Genomic DNA, 21,085 nt, shown 5'->3' on the forward strand with positions numbered 1-21,085 from the left:
GCCGACGTGGACGTGCAGAAGACGTCACTCACGCTGGAGTCGGTCCGCTGCGAGGTGGCCGACGTGCTCGGCTGCGCGCCGGACGACCTCGCGCCCGACGAGGACCTGCTGCTGCTGGGCCTCGACTCGGTCGCCATGATGCGGCTGGCCGGCCGGTGGCGGCGCGCGGGCGTCGCGGTGTCGTTCGCCGAGATGGCCGAAACGCCGACGCTGGCGGCCTGGTCGGCGCTGCTGGCCGGGCCGAACGCGGACTCCGGGCCTGAACCGGCCGGGATCGAGATCGACGAACGGGCACCGTTCGCGCTCACCCCGGTGCAGCACGCCTACTGGGTCGGCCGCGGCGACGACCAGCCGCTCGGCGGCGTCGGCTGCCACGCCTACCTCGAGTTCGACGGCGCGGGCGTCGACCCGGCGCGTCTGGACGCGGCCGTCGCCGGGCTCGTCGCGCGGCACTCCCAGCTGCGCGCCCGCTTCGGCGACGACGGCACCCAGCAGCTCACCGACACCGGCGCCTGGACCGGTGTGACCGTGCACGACCTGCGCGACGACGCGGACGTCGACCGCGCACTCGCCGACGTCCGGGAACGGCTCTCCCACCGCAGGCTCGACGTCGCCGCCGGGCAGGTGTTCGACGTGGCGCTCTCGCTGCTGCCGGGCGGCGCGACCCGCGTGCACCTCGAGCTGGACCTGCTCGTCGCCGACGTGCTCAGCCTGCAGATCCTGTGCCGCGACCTGGCCGCGCTCTACGCCGACCCGGCGGCCGCGCTCCCGCCCGCCGGGTACGGCTTCGCCCGCTACCTGGCCGAGCGGGCGGCGCGGAGCGGCCCGCAGCGGGAGCGGGCCCGCGCGTACTGGCAGGAGCGGATCGGCGAGCTGCCCGGCGGTCCGCAGCTGCCGCTGGCCGTCGACCCGGACGCGGTGCGCCGCCCGCGGTTCACCCGCCGCGTGCACCGGGTGTCCGCGGAGGACACGGCACGCCTGGTCGGTCTCGCCCGCGCGCACGACCTGACGCCGGCGATGGTGCTCGCCACCGCCTACGCGCTGACGCTGGCGGCGTGGAGCGCCGAGCCGCGGTTCCTGCTCAACCTGCCGTTGTTCGACCGTCAGGAGATCCATCCCGACGTGCCGAACATGGTCGCGGACTTCACGAACCTGGTGCTGGTCGACGTCGACACGACCCCGGAGGCCGCCGCGACGTTCGTCGGTGCGGCCCACCGGGTGCAGTCCCGGATGCGGGCGAACGCCGACCACGCCGGGTACTCCGCGATCGAGGTGCTGCGCGACCTCGCCCGGAACCGCCCGGACGAGCGGCGGACCGCGCCCGTCGTGTTCGCCAGCAACATCGGCAGCGAGCTGCTCGACGCGCGGTTCCGCTCGGCGATCGGCGAGCTCGGCTGGATGATCTCGCAGACGCCACAGGTCTGGCTCGACCACCAGCTCTACGAGGTCGACGGCGGGCTGATGCTCACGTGGGACTCCGTCGACGCGCTGTTCCCGGACGGTGTACCGGACGCGATGTTCGACGCGTACCGGCGCCTGCTCGCCCGCCTGCTCGCCGGCGGGTGGGACCGGCCCCTGCCTGCGCTCGTGCCGGACGCGCAGCTCGCCGTCCGGGCCGCGGTCAACGCCACCGCCGGGCCGTGCCCGGACGCGCTGCTGCACGACGGCTTCTTCGCCAGGGCCGCCGAGCGGCCGGACCGCACGGCTCTGCTGCACGACGGCGGCATGACGACCTACAGCGAGCTCGCCGCGCTGGCCCTGTGCGTGGCGGGTCACCTGTCGCACACCGGCCTGGCCCCGGGCGAGCCGGTGGCGGTCACCGTCCCCCGGGGTCCGGGACAGATCGTCGCCGTACTCGGGATCCTCGCCGCCGGCGGCGTGTACGTGCCGGTCGGCGTCGACCAGCCCCCCGCCCGCCGCGAGCGCATCCACGCCGCCGCAGGCATCCGCACCGTGATCACCCCGGCCGTTCTCGACGAGGCCCGCGGCGCCCGCCCGCTCACCGCTCCCCTGCCCGTCGACCCGGACGCCCTCGCCTACGTGATCTTCACGTCCGGCTCCACCGGAGAACCCAAGGGCGTCGAGATCACCCACCGGGCGGCCGTCAACACGATCGACGACATCAACCGACGGTTCCACATCGGACCCGACGACCGCGTGCTCGCCGTCTCCGCGCTGGACTTCGACCTCTCCGTGTACGACGTGTTCGGGCTTCTCGGAGCGGGCGGCGCCGTGGTGCTCGTCGACGAGGCCGATCGCCGTGACCCGGACGTCTGGAACCGCGCCTGCCGCACCCACGGCATCACGGTCTGGAACTCCGTCCCGGCACTGCTGGACATGCTGCTCGTCGCCGCCGGGGACGTACCGCCGACGCTGCGGCTGGCCATGGTGTCCGGCGACTGGGTGCCGCTCGACCTGCCCGGCCGCGTCCGCACCGCGAGCGACGGCCGCTGCCGGCTCGTCGCGCTCGGCGGCGCCACCGAGGCCGCGATCTGGTCCAACTGGTTCGACACCGCCGACCAGCCGCCCGGCTGGCCGTCCGTCCCCTACGGACACCCACTGACCAACCAGCGCTTCCGCGTCGTCGACGAGCACGCCCACGACTGCCCCGACTGGGTCCCCGGCGAGCTCTGGATCGGCGGCACCGGTGTCGCGCAGGGCTACCGCGGCGACCCGGACCGCACCGCCGACCGGTTCGTCACCCACGACGGGCACCGCTGGTACCGCACCGGCGACCTCGGCCGCTACCACCCCGACGGCACCCTGGAGTTCCTCGGACGCCGCGACCACCAGGTCAAGATCCGCGGACACCGCATCGAGCTCGGCGAGATCGAGACCGCGCTGCGCGACGCCCCCGGCGTCCGGGCGGCCGCCGCCGCGGTGACGGTCGGGGGTGGCCGCCGGATCGCGGCCGCGCTGGTGCTCGACGGCCCGCCGGACCCGGGCGGCGCCGGGCCGGAGGGATCGGCGCTCGACGCGGTCCGCGCCGCGGCCCGTGCGGCGCTGCCGGGCTACATGGTCCCGGAGCGCTGGCACGTCGTGGACGCACTGCCCCTGACCGCGAACGGCAAGGTCGACCGGTCGCAGCTGGACCGGGTACTCGCCGAGCTGGACTCCGCCGAGCCCGAGGTCGCGTCGCTGCCGCCGCAGGGAGCGGCCGAGACGGCCGTCGCCGACGCGTGGGCGGCCGAGCTGAACACCGCGGGAATCGGTCGGGACGCCGACTTCTTCCTGCTGGGCGGCGACAGCCTGATCGCCACCCGGGTCGTCGCGCGGTTGCGCGCGGACGGCGTCGACGGCGCGGACCTGCCCACCCTGTTCCGCCGCCCGGTGCTCGCCGACTTCGCGGCATCCCTGCGGACCGGCACACCGGACGCGGAGCGGCCGCCGGTGCTCCCGGCCGACCCGGAGCACAGGCACGAACCGTTCGCACTCACCGAGGTGCAGCGTGCCTACTGGCTGGGGCGGTCGACCGGGCTCGCGCTCGGCGGCGTCGGCACGACGTACCACGTCGAGCTGGACGGCGACCGTGTCGACGTGCCAGGCCTGGAGCGGGCGTTCGACCGCCTGATCGCCCGGCACGAGATGCTCCGCGCCGTCGTCGACGACGACGGGCGCCAGCGGATCCTGCCCGAGGTCGGCCCGTTCACCATCCCGGTCGCCGAGGCGGACGACGCCGCCGCCGCGTCCGCGCGGATCGAGGCGCAGCTGGCCCGGCCGCTGTTCGACCTGACGTCGTGGCCGCTGTTCGCGGCGTGCGCCGTGCACTACCCCGACGGCCGCACCCGCCTCGGCGTGACGCTGGACTACGCCGTGTTCGACGCGCTCAGCGTCAAGCTCGTACTCGCCGAGCTGGCGGTGCTCTACACCGACCCGGACGCGCCGCTCCCGTCGGTCGGGGTGTCGTTCCGGGACTACGTGGAGAACCTCCCGGCCGACACGGCGGCCCGGGAGGCCGACGAGCGCTGGTGGCGCGACCGGCTGCCGGCGCTGCCGCCCGCGCCACGGCTGCCGCTGGCGACCGACCCGGCGGACGTCGTCGCGCCGCGGTTCACGCGGCGCACGATCACGGTGCCCGCCGACGCCTGGTCCCGGATCAAGGACCGGGCCCGCGCGCACCGGCTCACGCCGTCGGCGGTGCTGCTGGCCGGGTACGCCGACGTGCTCGCCGCCTTCAGCGGCGGCCGCGCGCTGAGCGTCAACCTCACGCTGTTCGACCGCCGCGCCGTGCACCCGGACATCGACCACGTGCTCGGCGACTTCACGTCGCTGCTGCTCGTGGCGCACTCACCGGGCGACGACCCGGACTGGGCGACGACGGCGCGGCGCGTCCAGGAACAGCTCGCCGCGGGCCTGGAGCACCGGTCGGTGTCGGCGGTGTGGGTGCAGCGCGAGCTGACCCGCACGGTCGGGCAGGCCGAGGCGGCGATGCCGGTCGTGTTCACCAGCACGCTCGGCATGGACGACGACCTGTTCGACCGGATGCCCGACGGGTTCCCAGAGCTGGTGGGCGGGTTGTCCCAGACCCCGCAGGTGTGGCTGGACCAGCAGGTCATGGAACAGCGGGGTGACCTTGTGGTGTCCTGGGACGCCGTCGAGGACCTGTTCCCGGACGGCCTGCTGGACACGATGTTCGACGCGTACCGGCGCCTGCTGGACCACCTCGCCGAGCGCGGGTGGGACGCGCCGGCGCCCGCGCACCTCCCGGCGTCGCAGCGCGCCGTCCGCGAGGCGGTGAATGCGACCGGCGCCCCCGAGCCGGTCGGCCTGCTGCACGACGCGATCTTCCACCACGCCGGCGCCGTGCCGGACCGGATCGCGCTGCTGTGGGGCGACGAGACGGTCTCCTACGGCGAGCTGGCCGATCGGGCGCTGCGGCTGGCCGGGCACCTGCGCCGCACCGGCGTCGAGCGCGGCGAGCCCGTCGCGGTGACGCTGCCGCGCGGCCCCGGACAGGTCGTCGCGGTGCTCGGGATCCTCGCCGCGGGCGGTGTCTACGTGCCGGTCGGCGTCGACCAGCCGGCCGCGCGCCGCGAACGCATCCACGCCGCCGCCGGGGTTCGCAGCGTGGTCACGGAGGCGTTGCTGAAGCAGACGGGCGAGCCTCTCGACGCGCCCGTCGCGGTCGACCGGGACGCCCTCGCCTACGTGATCTTCACGTCCGGCTCCACCGGAGAACCCAAGGGCGTCGAGATCACCCACCGCGCCGCCCTCAACACCGTCGTCGACATCAACCGGCGATTCCACATCGGACCCGACGACCGCGTCCTCGCCGTGTCCGCACTGGACTTCGACCTCTCCGTGTACGACGTGTTCGGCCTGCTCGGCGCCGGTGGCGCCGTCGTGCTCGTGGCCGACGAGGACCGCCGGGACCCGGACGCCTGGTCGCGCGCCTGCCGCACCCATGGCGTCACGGTCTGGAACTCGGTCCCCGCCCTGCTGGACATGCTGCTGGTCACGGCGACCGACCTGCCGCCCACGCTGCGCCTCGCGATGGTCTCCGGGGACTGGGTACCGCTCGACCTGCCCGCGCGGGTCCGCACGGCGGGCGGCGGGCGGTGCCGGCTCGTCGCGCTGGGCGGCGCCACCGAGGCCGCGATCTGGTCCAACTGGTTCGACACGGCCGACCAACCCGCCGGCTGGCCGTCCGTCCCCTACGGACACCCCTTGACGAACCAGCGCTTCCGGGTCGTCGACGAGCGGGAGCGCGACTGCCCCGACTGGGTTCCCGGCGAGCTGTGGATCGGCGGGACCGGTGTCGCGCAGGGCTACCGGGGGGACCCGGGGAAGACGGCGGAACGGTTCGTCGAGCACGACGGCGAGCGTTGGTACCGCACCGGCGACCTCGGGCGCTACCACCCCGACGGAACCCTGGAGTTCCTCGGACGCCGCGACCACCAGGTCAAGATCCGCGGACACCGCATCGAGCTCGGCGAGATCGAGACCGCGCTGCGCGACCACCCGGGTGTGCAGGACGCCGTCGCGGGCGTCGACGCGGAGCGACGCCGGATCGTCGCCGCCGTCGTCGAGGCCGCCGCCGAACCGGTCACGGCGCCCCGGTTCGCCGAGGACGCGCCGGTCGTCGACCCGGCCCGCGTCGTGGAGGCCGAGCTCACCGAGGCGCTGCTCGCCCGGGTGCTCACGCGGGATCTCGCGGACGGGACCGAGCCGCCGCGCGCCTGGCGGGACTGGCTCGTGGGACGCGGTGCGGCCGACCTCACGGATCTCGCGGAGCGGGCGGACGACGCGCGGTGGGCCGAGCTGAGCCGCCGGGCGGCGGGCACCCACCTCGCCCCGGTCGCCGCCGCGCTGGACGCGCGGCGGGTCGAGCTGGCCGCGATCGTGGGCGGTGAGCAGGACCCGCGCACGCTGCTCGACGACCCGCTGCTGTCCCCGGAGGCGCAGGCCGCGTCCCGGCCGGAGACGGTCACCGCGCTCGGCGAGATCGCCGACCGGCTGACCGCGCTGGCCGCGTTCCTCGACCGCCCGGTGCGTGTCGTCGAGCTGGGCGCACGCACCGGGACGAGCGCCGAACGCCTGCTGACGGAGGTGCCCGGGCTCGACTACGTCCTCACCGACCCGTCGGCCGCGCTGCTCGACGCCGCCCGCACCCGCCTGCACGGGCACCGGGCGACGGCCGTCGCGCTGCCGGACGGCGTCGTGCCGGACGACCTGCGTCACCGGTTCGACGTGGTGCTGGCGGTCGGCGCGCTGCACCGGGAGGCCGACCCGGTCGCGGCCGGACGGCTCGTTTCGCTGCTGCTCGCGCCCGGCGGGCGGCTGCTCGCGTGGGAGCCCGCCGAGCTCGCGCCGCTGTCGCTGCTGACCGTGCCGCTGCTGGACGACGGCGCCGGGTCGCGGAGCCCGCTGCTGTCCGCGACCGAGTGGGCCGAGACACTGACGGCGGCCCGTCTGGACGCCGTCGAGATCGCGGGCCGCGGGCCGTCGTTGCTGATGGGGGCGCTGCGCCCGGCCGACCGGCCGGTAGCCGACCCGGAGGTGCTCGGCTCCTGGCTCACCGACCGGCTGCCCGCCCACATGGTCCCCGACCGGATCGGCGTCCTGGCGTCGGTCCCGCTCAGTGCGAACGGCAAGGTCGACCGGGACCGCGTCCTGCGGCTGCTCGGCGCCGGTGCGCCGCAACCGGAGTTCGTCGCGCCGCGCGGACGGTCCGAGCAGGCCGTCGCCGCGATCTGGGCCGACCTGCTCGGCGTGCCGAGGGTCAGCCGCGACGGTGACTTCTTCCTGCTCGGCGGCGACAGCCTCATCGCGACCCGGCTCGTGGCCCGGCTGCGCGGAGCCGGGCTGACCGCCGGCTCGTCGTCCGGCGTGCTCGGGCGCCTGTTCCAGAACCCGGTGCTGTCCGACTTCGTCGCCGGCCTGCGAGCCGCGGAAGGGACCGCTCCGGACCGGGTGCTCGTGCCCGACCCGGACCGACGCCACGAGCCGTTCGACCTCAGCGACGTGCAGCAGGCGTACTGGCTGGGCAGGCAGGCCGGGTTCACGCTCGGCGCCGTCGGCTCGCACTGCTACTTCGAGTTCGACGGCCGCGACGTCGACCCGGCCCGGATCGAGGAGGCCTGCAACCGGCTCGTCGCCCGCCACGACATGCTCCGCACGGTCGTCGACCCGGACGGGCGGCAGCGGGTCCTCCGGGACGTCGGGCGGTTCACCGTGCCGGTCGTCGACCGGACCGGCACCGACCCGGCCGAGGCACGGGAGGCACTGGAGGCGCTGCGCGCCGCCATGTCCCACCAGGTCGTCGACCTGGGGCGCTGGCCGCTGCTCGACATCCGTGCCGTCCGCCACACCGGACCCGACGGTGCCGTGCGTCTGCGGTTCGGCGTCAGCCTGGACAACTTCGTGTTCGACGGCCTCAGCATGATGATCTTCTTCGCGGAGCTGTCGGCGCTGTACCGCGACCCGGACGCGGCGCTGCCGCCGGTGGGGATCACGTTCCGGGACTGCGTCACCGGCGTCGAGACCGATCCGGCGACCCGCGAGCAGGCGCAGCGGTACTGGTCCGAGCGACTCGCCACGCTGCCGCCCGCGCCGAAGCTGCCGCTGGCCGCGGACCCGGCCGGCGTCACGCGGCCGCGGTTCGTCCGCCGGGAGACCCGTCTGGACGCGGCGACCTGGACCGCGATCAAGCAGCGGGCCCGGGAGAACGGGCTCACGCCGTCGGTGGTGCTGCTGACCTGCTACGCCCAGGTGCTCGCGGCGTGGAGCGAGCGCCAGGACGTCACGGTGAACCTCACGCTGTTCGACCGGCACGACGTGCACCCGGACGTCGGGCACGTGATCGGCGACTTCACCGCGCTGCTGCTCGTCGCCCACGACCCGCAGCCGGGGGCGACGTGGCTCGCCGACGCGACGCGGCTGCGCGAGCAGCTCGGGCGCGACCTGGCCCACCGGGACGTGTCGGCGGTGGCGGTCCAGCGGGAGCTGGCGCGCGTCGCCGGCGCCGCGGACGCGGCGATGCCGGTCGTGTTCACGAGCGCGCTCGGCCTGGACGACGACCTGTTCGACCGCGCCTTCGACGCGCCGTGGCAGCAGGTCTGGGGGGTGTCCCAGACGCCGCAGGTGTGGCTGGACCACCAGGTGATGGAGCAGCGCGGGTCGCTCGTGCTGTCCTGGGACGCGGTCGACGAGCTGTTCGAGCCGGGCGTGCTCGACGCGATGTTCGACGCCTACGTCGGCCGGCTCGCGTGGCTGGCCGGCGGCGCGTGGGACTCCGCGGCGCCGCAGCTCGTGCCGCCGGAGCAGCTCGCCGTCCGCGCGGCGGTCAACGCCACCGACGCGCCCCTCCCGGAGGGTTTACTGCACGAGGGCTTCTTCGCCCACGCCGCCGCCCGGCCGGACCGGCCCGCGCTGTTCACCGACAACGGGCCGGTCACCTACGGCGAGCTCGCCGACCGTGCGCTGCGCCTGGCCGGGCACCTCGTCACGGGCGGGCTCGCGAGCGGTGCACCGGCGGCGGTGACCCTGCCCCGCGGGCCGGACCAGGTTGTCGCCGTCCTCGGGATCCTGGCCGCGGGCGGCGTGTACGTCCCGGTCGGGACCGACCAGCCGGCCCACCGCCGCGAGCGGATCCGCGCCGCCGCCGGGGTGCGGACGGTCGTCGACCGGGCCGTCGTCGACGGGTCCCGGTCGTCGGAGCCGCTGCCGGCGCCGGTGGCGGTCGACCGGGACGCTCTCGCCTACGTGATCTTCACGTCCGGCTCCACCGGAGAACCCAAGGGCGTCGAGATCACCCACCGCGCCGCCCTCAACACCGTCGTCGACATCAACCGGCGATTCCACATCGGACCCGACGACCGCGTCCTCGCCGTGTCCGCACTGGACTTCGACCTCTCCGTGTACGACGTGTTCGGGCTCCTCGGCGCCGGCGGCGCGCTGGTGCCGACCACCGACGACGAGCGCCGCGACCCGGACGCCTGGCTGCGGGCCTGCCGGACCCACGGCGTGACCGTCTGGAACTCGGTCCCTGCCCTGCTGGACATGCTGCTGGTCACCGCGGACGCGCTCCCGCCGACGCTGCGCCTGGCGATGGTGTCCGGCGACTGGGTCCCCCTCGACCTGCCCGACCGGGTCCGCACCGCGAGCGCGGGCCGGTGCCGGCTGATCGCGCTGGGTGGCGCGACCGAGGCCGCGATCTGGTCCAACTGGTTCGACACCGCGGCGCTGCAGTCGGGGTGGACGTCCGTGCCGTACGGCCGTCCGCTGACCAACCAGCGCTTCCGGGTCGTCGACACGCACGGGCGGGACTGCCCGGACCACGTCCTCGGCGAGCTATGGATCGGCGGAGCCGGTGTCGCGCAGGGCTACCGGGGAGACCCGGGGAAGACGGCAGAACGGTTCGTCGAGCACGACGGGCAGCGCTGGTACCGCACCGGCGACCTCGGCCGCTACCACCCCGACGGCACCCTGGAGTTCCTCGGACGCCGCGACCACCAGGTCAAGATCCGCGGACACCGCATCGAGCTCGGCGAGATCGAGACCGCGCTGGCCGAGCACCCCGGTGTCGCGGCGGCCGTCGCCGTGGCCGGTGGGGACCGGCACCACCGGACGCTCGCCGCGTTCGTCGTCGCGGGACCGGAGCTGGACCCGGCCGCGCTCGGCCCGTTCCTCGCCGACCGGCTGCCCGCCTACGCCGTCCCGGCGGCGTTCACCGTGCTCGACTCGCTGCCGCTGACCTCGAACGGAAAGGTCGACCGGTCCCGGCTGACTGTGGACGCAGCACCGGCCGCCGAGCCCGTGCGGTCCGCGCCCCGGGGTCCGGTCGAGGAGCTCGTCGCCGGGGCATGGGCCGACCTGCTCGGCGTCCGGACGGTCGGCCGCGACGACGACTTCTTCCTGCTCGGCGGCGACAGCCTCGTCGCGACCCGGCTCGTCGCCCGGCTCCGGGCGGCCGGTGTCGGGGGCGTCGCGCTGAACCGGCTGTTCGAGGCTCCGACGCTCGCCGGGTTCTGCGCGTCCCTCTCCACGACCGGCGCCGTCGAGGAGCGGCCGGCCGCGCTCGCGCTCGTCGCGGATCCGGAGCGGCGGCACGAGCCGTTCCCGCCGACGGACGTCCAGCGGGCCTACTGGCTCGGCCGCGACGAGCAGTTCGTGCTCGGCGGCGTCGGCGCGCACTTCTACGCCGAGCTGGACGGCGCGGACGTGGACGTCGCGCGGCTCGAGCAGGCGTGGAACGGCCTGATCGCCCGGCACGACATGCTGCGCACCGTCTTCGACGACGACGGGCGCCAGCGGGTGCTGCCCGACGTCGGACGCTTCGTGATCCCGGTCGTCGACGGCGGCGACGAGGACCTCGAGCGACTGCGTGATCGGATGTCCCACCAGGTGCTCGACCCGAGCCGGTGGCCGCTGTTCGACGTGCGGGCCGTCCGCTACGTCGACGGCGGCGGGCAGCGGCGCACCCGGATCGGCGTCGGGCTGGACAACCTGCTCGTCGACGCGCTGAGCATCGTCGCGATCTACACCGAGCTGAGCCGCCGCTACGCTGACCCGGCCGTCGAGCCGGCCCCGGTCGAGCCGACGTTCCGCGACTACGTGCTGTCCGTCGCCCCGCCTCCGGAGGTGCGCGAGCGGTCCGAGGCGTGGTGGCGGGAGCGGATCGGCACGCTGCCGCCCGCGCCGCGCCTGCCGCTCGCGGCCGAGCCCGCGGCGCTGCCGCGCCCGCGCTTCAGCCGGCGGGAGGCCCGGCTCGGTGCCGAGCGGTGGGCGACGATCACCGAGCGCGCCCGCGCGGCGGGCCTCACGCCGTCGACGGTGCTGATGGCCTGCTACGCCGAGGTGCTGTCGGCCTGGAGCGCGCAGGCCGACCTGACGTTGAACCTGACGCTGTTCGACCGGCGCGACGTGCACCCGGACATCGACCGCGTGCTCGGCGACTTCACCTCGCTGCTGCTGGTGCCGCACCGGCCGCGGGCCGGTGAGACGTGGCTCGAGCGGGCCCGGCGGCTGCAGGGCGAGGTCTGGGCCGGGCTGGAGCACCGCGACGTGTCCGCGGTGTGGGTGCAGCGGGAGCTGACGAAGCAGACCGGCGACCCGGACGCGAGCATGCCGGTCGTCTTCACCAGCGCGCTCGGCGGGCATTACGAGCTCGACGACGACCTGTTCGGCTACGCCGACCTCGTCTGGGGCCTCACCCAGACCCCGCAGGTCTGGCTGGACCACCAGGTCGTCGAGTACCGCGGCGAGCTCGTCCTGAACTGGGACGCGGTCGACGACCTGTTCCCGGACGGGATGCTCGACGCGATGTTCGCGGCCTACCTGGGGCTGCTGGACCGCCTCGACGGCGACGGGTGGGACGCGCCGGCGCCGGAGCTGCTGCCCGCCGCCCAGGCCGAGGTCCGGCGCCGGGTGAACGCCACCGCGCACCCGGAGCATCCGCGCCCGCTGCACCATGACGTGTTCGCCCGGGCCACCGCCGCACCGGAGCGCCCCGCGCTGCTCGGCGACGGCATCGAGATCGCGTACGGGGGGCTCGCGGACGCGGCGCTGCGCGTGGCGGCGGTGTTGCGCGACAGCGGGGTGCGGGACGGGGACACGGTCGCGGTGACGGTGCCCCGCGGACCGGGACAGATCGTCGGCGTGCTCGGCGTGCTGGCCGCGGGCGGAACCTACGTGCCGGTCGGTGTCGACCAGCCGCCCGCCCGCCGGGACCGGATCCACGCCGCCGCCGGCGTGCGGACGGTGGTCACCGAGGCGCTGCTGGAGCGGGCCCGGACCCGCGACCCGCTGGACGCGCCGGTGCCCGTCGATCCGGACGCGCTCGCGTACGTGATCTTCACGTCCGGCTCCACCGGAGAACCCAAGGGCGTCGAGATCACCCACCGGGCGGCCGTCAACACGGTCGACGACGTCAAACGCCGGTTCCACATCGGATCCGGCGACCGGGTGCTGGCGATCTCGGCGCTGGACTTCGACCTGTCCGTGTACGACGTGTTCGGGCTGCTCGGCGCCGGCGGCGCCGTGGTGCTCGTCGACGAGGCCGACCGCCGCGAGGCGCGGGCCTGGCTGCGGGCCTGCCGCACGCACGGCGTGACCGTGTGGAACTCGGTCCCCGCGCTGCTGGACATGCTGCTGGTCGTCGCGGAAGAACTCCCGCCTGCGCTGCGGCTGGCGTTGGTGTCCGGCGACTGGGTCGGCCTCGACCTGCCGGGCAGGCTGGCCGCGGCGAGCGGCGGCCGGTGCCGGCTGATCTCGCTGGGCGGGGCGACCGAGGCCGCGATCTGGTCCAACCACTTCGACGTCGCGGACCAGCCGCCGGGCTGGACGTCGGTCCCGTACGGACACCCGCTGGCCAACCAGCGCTTCCGGGTCGTCGACGACCTCGGGCGGGACTGCCCGGACCTGGTCCCGGGTGAGCTGTGGATCGGCGGAACCGGTGTGGCGCAGGGCTACCGGGGCGACCCGGAGCGCACGGCCGAGCGGTTCGTCGAGCACGGCGGGGAGCGCTGGTACCGCACCGGCGACCTGGGCCGCTACCACCCGGACGGCACCCTGGAGTTCCTCGGACGCCGCGACCACCAGGTCAAGATCCGCGGACACCGCATCGAGCTCGGCGAGATCGAGGCGGCCCTGGCGGAGCACCCGGGTGTCGCGCAGGTGAAGGCGATCGCCCCCGGCGGGCGCGGGGACCGGCGGATCGCGGTCGTCGTCGTGCCGGCCGATCCGGGCCTGGCCACCGGCGACCTGCCCGCGTTCCTCGCCGACCGGCTACCGGCCTACGCACTGCCGTCGGTGTACGCGACGGCCGACCGGCTCCCGTTGACGCCCAACGGGAAGGTCGACGCGCGTGCGCTGGCGGCGCTCGTCGCGACGGACGAGGTGTCCGACATGGACGATCCGGCGGACGGCCCGGCCGAGGAGGCCGTCGCGGCGGTCTGGGCCGAGGTGCTGGAGCTGCCGGACCCGCCCGGCCGCGGCCAGAACTTCTTCGGTCTCGGCGGCGACTCGCTCGCCGCCACCCGGTGCGTGGAGATCCTGCACCGGCGCTACGGCGTGGAGCTGTCGCTGCGGCAGCTGTTCACCACACCCACGGTGGCCGACACGGCCGCCCAGCTCACGGCCGACGGCGCGGGGGCATTCGAGTCCGGTTCCTGGGAGGAAGGCGTCGTATGACTTCGACTGCACAGACAGCTCCGTCGGCGGCACGGCAGGACGTGGCCGCCCTCGTCCGCGAGATCGAAGAGCTCGGCGTCCGTCTCTGGACCGACGACGGCAGGCTCCGCTTCCGCGCACCGCGCGGGGTGATCACCGACGAGCTCCGGGAACGCCTGCGCGAGAACCGGACCGGGATCGTCGAACACCTGAGCGACGACCGTCCGGTGATCGCGGCGGATCCGGATGCGGCGCACGCGCCGTTCCCGCTCACCGACGTGCAGTCGGCCTACCTGCTGGGCCGCCGGGACGCGTTCGGCTACGGCGGTGTGGCCTGCCATGCCTACCTGGAGGCCGCGTTCACCGACCTCGACCCCGCCCGCCTGCAGGATGCGTGGCGGGCGCTGGTCGCGCGCCACGGCATGCTCAGGGCCGTCGTGCACCCGGACGGGCACCAGCAGGTGCTGCCCGAGGTGCCGGACTACGAGATCGCCGTCGACGACCTGCGCGGCGCCGGTCAGGACGCCGTCGACGCGGCCGTCGCACGCACCCGGGCCGAGCTGGACCACCGCGTCCACCCCACCGACCGGTGGCCGCTGTTCGACCTGCGCGTCACCCGGTCCGACGGGCGGGCGCTGCTGCACCTGTCGATCGACCTGCTGATCGCCGACTACGCGAGCGTGCAGCTCCTGCTGGCCGAGCTCGACCGGCTCTACCGGGAGCCCGAGACGCCGCTGCCGCCACTGGAGATCGGCTTCCGGGACCACGTCCTCGCCGTCCGCGGCCGGGCGGGCGGTCCAGCCCACGAGCGCGACCGCGCCTACTGGGCCGCGCGGATCGACGACCTCCCGCCCGCGCCGGAGCTGCCCGTCGCCCCGGACGCCGAGCGGGCCGCGGGTGTCGTGCCCCGGTTCCGGCGGTGGCGCGACGCGCTCACCCCGTCCGAGTGGACGGCCCTGCGCGACCGCGCCGCCGCCGAGGGCATCAGCCCGACCGGCGCGCTCACCGCGGCTTACGCCGAGGTGATCGGGCGGTGGAGCCGCCACCCGCGGTTCACGCTGAACCTCACGCTGCTGGGCAGGCCGCCGGTGCACCCGCAGGTGGGCGCGCTGGTCGGGGACTTCACGTCGGTGACGCTGCTGGCCGTCGAGCAGGACCGCTCCGCGACGTTCCGGGAGCGGGCGGGCGCCGTCGCCGCGCAGCTGTTCGAGGACATGGACCACCGCTCCCACTCGGGCATCGAGGTGATCCGGGAGATCGCCCGCAGGCGCGGGCGGCGCGAGGCCCTGATGCCGGTCGTGTTCACCAGCGCGGTCGGTCTGAACGCCGACGAGCACGCGGAGGCGCTCACCGGGCAGGGCACGCTCGTGCACGGCATCACCCAGACCCCGCAGGTGTGGCTGGACTGCCAGGTGCTCGAACACCACGGCGCCCTGCAGATCAGCTGGGACGTGCGCGACGGAGTGCTGCCGGACGCCGTCGTCGACGACATGTTCGCCGCCTACGTCGCGCTCGTGCGGGCGCTCGCCCGGGACGCCGGCACCTGGCGGGACACGTGTCCGGTCGGGCTGCCGCCCGCCCAGGCGCAGCGGCGCGCCGAGGTCAACGACACCGCCGCCCCGCTGCCGGACGAGCGGCTGCACGACGGGTTCGTCGCCCGCGCCCGGCAGGCGCCGGACGAGCCGGCCGTCGTCACGTCGTCCGCGTCGCTGTCCTACGCCGACGTCGCGGCCGGGGCGGGTGCGGTCGCGCAGGCACTGCGCGCCGTGGGCCACGAGCCCGGCGGGATCGTCGGCGTGCTCACCGAGCGGGGCCCCGAGCAGGTGCTCGCCGTGCTCGGCACGACGATCGTCGGTGGCGTCTACCTCCCGGTCGACACGAACCAGCCCCCCGCACGGCGCGACGCGCTGCTCGCCGACGCGGGCGTCCGAACCGTGCTGACCCAGTCGTGGCTGTCCACCCTGGACCTGCCCGCGGGGATCCGGGTGATCGCCGTCGACCGGCTCGGGCCGTCCACGGACGTGCCGGAGCCCGCCGCCGTCGACCCGGACGACCTCGCCTACGTGATCTACACGTCCGGCTCGACCGGCGCCCCGAAGGGCGTGATGACCACCCACCGCGCCGCGGTCAATACGGTGGCCGACATCAACCGCCGGTTCCGGGTCGGTCCGGGCGACCGCGTGCTCGGACTCGCCCAGCTCGGTTTCGACCTGTCCGTCTACGACGTGTTCGGCACGCTCGCCGCCGGCGCCACGCTCGTCCTGCCGGACCCGGACCGGCGCGGGGACCCGTCGCACTGGGCCCGGCTGGCCGCGGCCACGGGCGTCACCGTGTGGAACTCGGTGCCCGCCCAGCTCCAGATGCTGGAGCACTACCTGGCCGCCGAGGACCCGGCCGACCCGCTGCCGTCGGTGCGCCTGGCCCTGCTATCCGGCGACTGGATCCCGGTGACGCTGCCCGCCGCGATCGCATCCCGGCTGCCCGGGTGCGCGCTGGTCAGCCTCGGCGGCGCCACCGAGGCCGCGATCTGGTCGATCGTGCACCCGATCGGCGACGTCCCGGACGGCGCGCGGAGCGTCCCGTACGGCACGCCGCTGACGAACCAGACGTTCCACGTGCTCGACGGCGCGCTCGACCCGGTCCCCGACCTGGTCCCCGGCGAGCTGTACATCGGCGGCGCGGGGCTTGCGCGCGGCTACCTCGGCGACCCGGAGCGCACGGCAGAGCGGTTCGTCCGGCACCCGGTCACCGGCGAGCGCCTCTACCGGACTGGGGACCTCGGCCGGTACCTGCCGGACGGGGTGATCGAGTTCCTGGGCCGGGAGGACGACCAGGTCAAGATCCGCGGGCACCGCATCGAGCTCGCCGAGGTGGAGGCCGCGCTGACGTCGCACCCGGCCGTCGGCGCAGCCGCCGTCGTCGTGGACGACGACCCGGGAGCCGACCGCACGACCCGCGGGCTGGACCGGCGGCTGGCGGCGTTCGCCGAGCCGCAGCGCGCGCCGCGCCCGGACGACGGGTTCGCCGCGCAGCTGGCCGCCGCCGCGACCGCGGCCGGAGCGGACGCGACCCGCGACCTGGACCGCTCCGTGATCGTCGAGTTCTCGGAGATGCTCGATGCGGTCTGCCTGCTGTCGATGGCGCACGCGTTCCGCCGGGTCGGGCTGTTCCCGGACGCAGGTCCGGGACATCTGATCGAGGAGATCCAGCGGACGGCCGAGGTCGCGCCACCGCACCGCAGGCAGGTCCGTCGCTGGCTGGCCACGTTGCGGGACAACGGGATGATCTCCCATGACCCGGTCACCGGGCGCTGGCACGACCTCACGCCGACCGACGACGCGTCCGTCGCCGCGGCGTGGGAGGCCGCCGAGGCCGTGCAGGCCGGCCTGGTCTACCCGGACGAGCTGATGCGCTACTTCCGGGCCTGCACCGACCACCTTCCCGCGCTGCTGCGCGACGACCAGGGTCCGATGCAGCTGATGTTCCCGGACGGCGGGCTGGAGACCGCGGACGCCGCGTACCGGAACAACCTCTACGCGCGCTACCTCAACCGGGCCGTCATCGCCGCCGTCGAGATGCTCGTCGACCGGCACACCGGGCCCGCGCCGCTGCGCGTGCTGGAGATCGGCGCCGGCGTCGGCGGCACGAGCAACGACCTCGTCCCGGCGCTCGCCCGGCGCGTCGCGGCCGGAGCGGACGTCGAGTACACGTTCACCGACATCTCGCACTTCTTCCTCAACGAGGCCCGCGAACGGTTCCGCGACCTCCCCTGGATGCGTTACGGGATCTTCGACATCGACGAGCCGTTCCGCGAGCAGGGCCTCACGGCGGGTACCTACGACGTCGTCGTGGCGGCCAACGTCATGCACAACGCCCGCCACGTCGGGCGCGCCGTCGAGCAGTTCTCCGAGCTGCTCGTCCCGGGCGGGGTGTTCGTGATGCTCGAGTCCACGAAGGAGCACCACGAGGTCATGGTCTCGATGGAGTTCATGATGGAGTTCGACGAGTCCCGTCCCGACTTCTCCGACGTCCGCGCCGGTCAGGAGCGGGTGTTCGTGCTCCGCGACGAGTGGTCGGACGTGTTCGCCGCGGCGGGCGGCGAGACGGCCGTCGTGCTCCCGGCGCCCGACGACGAGCTGTCCGTGCTCGGGCAGAACCTGTTCGTCACGCGCTTCAGGAGCGACCGGGTCCGCACCGACGTCGAGTCGCTGCGCGCGCACCTGGCGCACCGGCTGCCGGAGCACATGATCCCGTCGCACCTGGAGCTCGTCGGCGCGCTGCCGCTGTCCGGCACCGGGAAGGTCGACCGCCGGACGCTGACGTCGTGGTTGCCGTCCGCGCCCGCGGCGGCGACCGCGTCCGGCGGCGCGGCACCCCGCACGGAGACCGAGCGCCTGGTCGCGACGCTCTGGGCGCAGGTCCTCGGCACCACCGGCGTCGGGCGCGACGACGACTTCTTCCGCATCGGCGGCGACTCGCTGCTCGTCGCGCAGCTGGTCGGGGCGCTGCGCACGCAGCTCCCGGCGGCCGCGGACCTGGACTGGGACGGGCTGCTGCGCCAGATGCTCAACGAGCCGACGGTCGCCGCGCTCGCCGCGCACCTGGACGCGACGCAGGCCGGCGGCGCCCCGCCTGCCGCCTCGCCGGTGATCCCGATGGGCGGGTCCGGCGCCTCGCGCGCGGAGCCCGTCCGGGTCCTCGTCCACGAAGGACTCGGCTCGATCGCACCCTACCGGCCGCTCGCCGCGCGCCTCGCCGGGCACGGTCCCGTGATCGGGCTGGCCGTGCCCAGCGCCGAGGCGTACCTGGCGCGCGACCCGGACACACTGATCGTCGACCTCGCCGCCGAGTACGCCGAGCTGCTCGGGGAACGGCACGAACGGTTCCACGTCGTCGGGTACTGCATGGGCGGGCTGCTCGCGACGGAGCTGGCCCGGAAGCTCACGGCGGGCGGCGCCGCGGTGGACAGCCTGTCGATCGTGTCCAGCTATCGCATCCCGCAGGTCACCGACGACGTCGTGCTCGAGTACTGCTACCTGCGCGTGATGGGCGTCGACCCGGTCCTGCTCGGCTACCCCGCCGACGAGGCCGCGGTCAGCCGGGCGCTGCGGACAGTCGTCGCCGAGCACGACGGCGCGGTCCCGCCCGGCGCGGTGGCCGGGCTCGCCGGCCGGGACGGCCTGGGCGAGGTCGCCGGCGCGTTCGCCCGGGTCGCCGAGCGGAACCCGGCGGAGCGGATGGCCGGCATCACGGCGGCGATCGCCGCGACCGCCGGTGCGGGCGCCGACGTCCCGGAGGACGTGCTCTCGCCCTACCGGGTGTTCCGGCACGCGTTCCAGGCCACGGCCGTGCACGAGCCTGTGCCCTACGACGGGGACGTCACGTTCCTGCGCCAGCACGGCGCGAACCACTTCCTGCCCGAGCTGGCCGCCGACATGACGGAGTTCTGGCGGACGGTCTGCACCGGACGGTTCACCGTGCACGACATCGGCGGGGACCACTTCACATGCATGTCCGACCCGCACGCCGACGAGCTGTCCCGGCTCGTGCTGGCCGCGCAGCGGGGAGGCTCTCGATGAGCGACGTCGTCGTCGGGATCCTCGGCGGGTACGGCACGGTCGGGCGGGCCACCGCCCACCATCTCCGCACGTGGGCCGGGGCGTCGGTGCGGCTGCGGATCGGCGGGCGCCGCGCGGACGCCGCGTCCGCGTTCGTGTCCGCGGAGCTCGGCGGCGACGCCGAGGCCGTCGGGGTCGACCTCGACTCACCGTCCGAACTGGACCGGTTCGCCGACGGGTGCGCGGTCGTCGTGAACTGCGCGGGGCCGTCGCGGCGCGCGTACGACCGGGCGGCCCGCGCCGCCAGGGACGCCGGCGCCGGCTACGTCGACGCGGCGGGCGAGGAGCCGCTGCGCGACCGGCTCGCCGACCCGGCGTCGGGCTGGCGGGGTCCGGCCGTGCTGAACGCCGGCATGTTCCCAGGCCTGTCCGGGCTGCTGCCCCGCTGCCTGTACCGCGCGGAGCGCTTCGACCGGGCCGACCGGCTGCTCGGCTACGTCGGCGGCATCGACCGGTTCACGCCGGGCGCGGCGGGCGACTACGTCGAGAGCCTGTTCTCCGGCTCGAGCGAGGGCGGGGTCGCGTGGCGCGGCGGGGTGCGGACGCCGAACGCGCTGCGCCGCCTCACCGGCGTCGAGCTGCCGTTCTTCCCCGACGCGGTGACTGCCCAGCCGGGCCTCACGTCCGAGGTGGACACACTCGTCGAGGCCCTGCATCTCTCCGATGTCGACTGGTACAACGTGTTCCCCGGCGACCGGGTGCTGGACGTGCTGCGGCGCATCCAGGGCACGGCGCCCGCCGACCGGGACGTCGCGGCCGCGACCGGAGAGCTGATCGCCGCGGCAGAGCTGGACCGGGCCGGACGGCGCTCCTACCAGCTGTTCGTCTACCAGCTCGAGGGCACGATCGACGGCGGGCGGGCCGTCCGGACGCTCGTGCTGCGCGGCGAGGACGGCTACGGGCTGTCCGGGATGGTGACCGCGCTCGCCGCCGTCGAGGTGCTCGAGGGCGCGGTCCCGGACGGCGCGCACTTCGCCGCCGACGTGCTCGACCCGGACCGGACGTGGTCCTGGGTGCGGGACTCCCCCGCGGTCACCACGTGCCGCGTCGTCGACGGGCCCGCAGGCGAGGACACCGACGAGGGCGAGCTGTGACCGGCCGGGGATGGCTGCGGTGCTACCGCCCGCAGCCGGCGGCCCGGGTGCGGCTCGTGTGCTTCCCGCACGCGGGCGGGTCCGCGAGCTGGTTCCGGAACTGGCCGCAGCACCTGCCGGACGCGGTCGAGCTGCACGCCGTGCAGTACCCGGGCCGCGAGGACCGGTTCGGCGAGCGCTGCCCGACCGACATGGCCGAGCTCGCCGACGCCGCGACCGACGCGCTCGGGCCGCTGCTCGACCGGCCGGTGGCGCTGTTCGGGCACAGCATGGGCGCCGCCGTCGCTTTCGAGGTCGCGGCACGGCTCGGGGCGCGCGGGCGGGGACTGCCGATGCACCTGTTCGCGTCGGCCCGGCACGCGCCGCACGACCCGAGCCAGGTCACCGACGTCCACCTGCGCGACGACACGGGCGTCGTCGACGAGCTCCGCCGCCTCGGCGGCACGGTGAGCCCGCTGCTCGACGACCCGGACCTGCTGCCGTTGATCCTGCCCGCCGTGCGGGCCGACCACGAGCTGATCGAGACCTACCTCGGCGACCCGCGGCGCGTCCTGGACTGCCCGCTGACCGTGCTGCTGGGCACCGACGACACGGAGGTCACCCCCGAACAGGCCCGCCGGTGGGACGTGTCCACCCGCGGCACGGTCGACATCGCGGAGTTCCCGGGCGGCCACTTCTACCTCGCCGACGTCACCGCGGACGTCGTCACCACGATCGTCGGCAGGCTCGGCAGCGTCGCCGCCTGGCCGAGCACGCCATGAC

The 21,085-nt window shown here is 75.2% G+C and carries 4 protein-coding genes; all 4 read left to right on the forward strand.

Translation table 11 applies throughout. The features are described from left to right. The first annotated feature begins 6 nt into the window (after positions 1-6). From EV378_RS35260 to EV378_RS07690, 4 genes are read left to right on the forward strand one after another with little or no spacing between them, the layout of a single operon-like run. Positions 7-13,632 carry a non-ribosomal peptide synthetase gene (locus tag EV378_RS35260; protein WP_165922185.1) on the forward strand — a complete coding sequence of 4,542 codons (13,626 nt, stop codon included), beginning with the start codon at positions 7-9 and terminating at the stop codon, positions 13,630-13,632. Next, positions 13,629-19,190, forward strand: coding sequence for a non-ribosomal peptide synthetase (locus EV378_RS07680; protein ID WP_132422151.1), 5,562 nt, complete (start codon positions 13,629-13,631; stop codon positions 19,188-19,190). The genes EV378_RS35260 and EV378_RS07680 overlap by 4 nt, the downstream gene beginning before the upstream one ends. Continuing rightward, complete coding sequence (locus EV378_RS07685) at positions 19,187-20,323, forward strand: saccharopine dehydrogenase NADP-binding domain-containing protein (protein WP_165922186.1); 1,137 nt, start codon at positions 19,187-19,189, stop codon at positions 20,321-20,323. Before EV378_RS07680 ends, EV378_RS07685 begins: the two co-directional genes overlap by 4 nt. Further along, on the forward strand, positions 20,320-21,084 hold the full coding sequence (locus EV378_RS07690) for a thioesterase II family protein (protein ID WP_132422155.1): 765 nt from the start codon (positions 20,320-20,322) through the stop codon (positions 21,082-21,084). The genes EV378_RS07685 and EV378_RS07690 overlap by 4 nt, the downstream gene beginning before the upstream one ends. Position 21,085 lies beyond the last annotated feature (1 nt).

Source organism: Pseudonocardia endophytica (assembly GCF_004339565.1).
Taxonomy (GTDB): Bacteria; Actinomycetota; Actinomycetes; order Mycobacteriales; family Pseudonocardiaceae; genus Pseudonocardia; species Pseudonocardia endophytica.